1 protein-coding gene is annotated in these 245 nt (G+C 42.9%); it reads left to right on the top strand.

Annotated elements, in window-relative coordinates; genetic code table 11:
* The coding region (locus ACT3TU_RS14430; protein ID WP_444752866.1) for an IS1 family transposase at nt 1–245 on the top strand (245 nt) is incomplete at both ends.

Raw genomic sequence — 245 nt, 5'->3', positions numbered from 1 at the left:
AAGCGTAAAGTTTGGCTTATTTATGCTTATGACCGCGCTACCAATGAGATTGTTGCTTATGTTTGGGGCAAACGTGACCTGAAAACAGCTAAGAAGCTAAGAGCCCGTCTTAAACAACTGAAAGTCAGCTATGGCTCTATTAGCATGGATAACTGGGATAGCTTTATAACCGCATTCAAGCCTGACAAGAAACAAATCGGCAAGCAGCATACGGTAGGCATAGAAGGTAATAACTGTCGCCTTAG

It is taken from the genome of Psychrobacter sp. AOP3-A1-26, from assembly GCF_052378235.1.
Classification (GTDB): Bacteria; Pseudomonadota; Gammaproteobacteria; order Pseudomonadales; family Moraxellaceae; genus Psychrobacter.
This window is presented reverse-complemented; position numbering and strand designations above follow the sequence as displayed.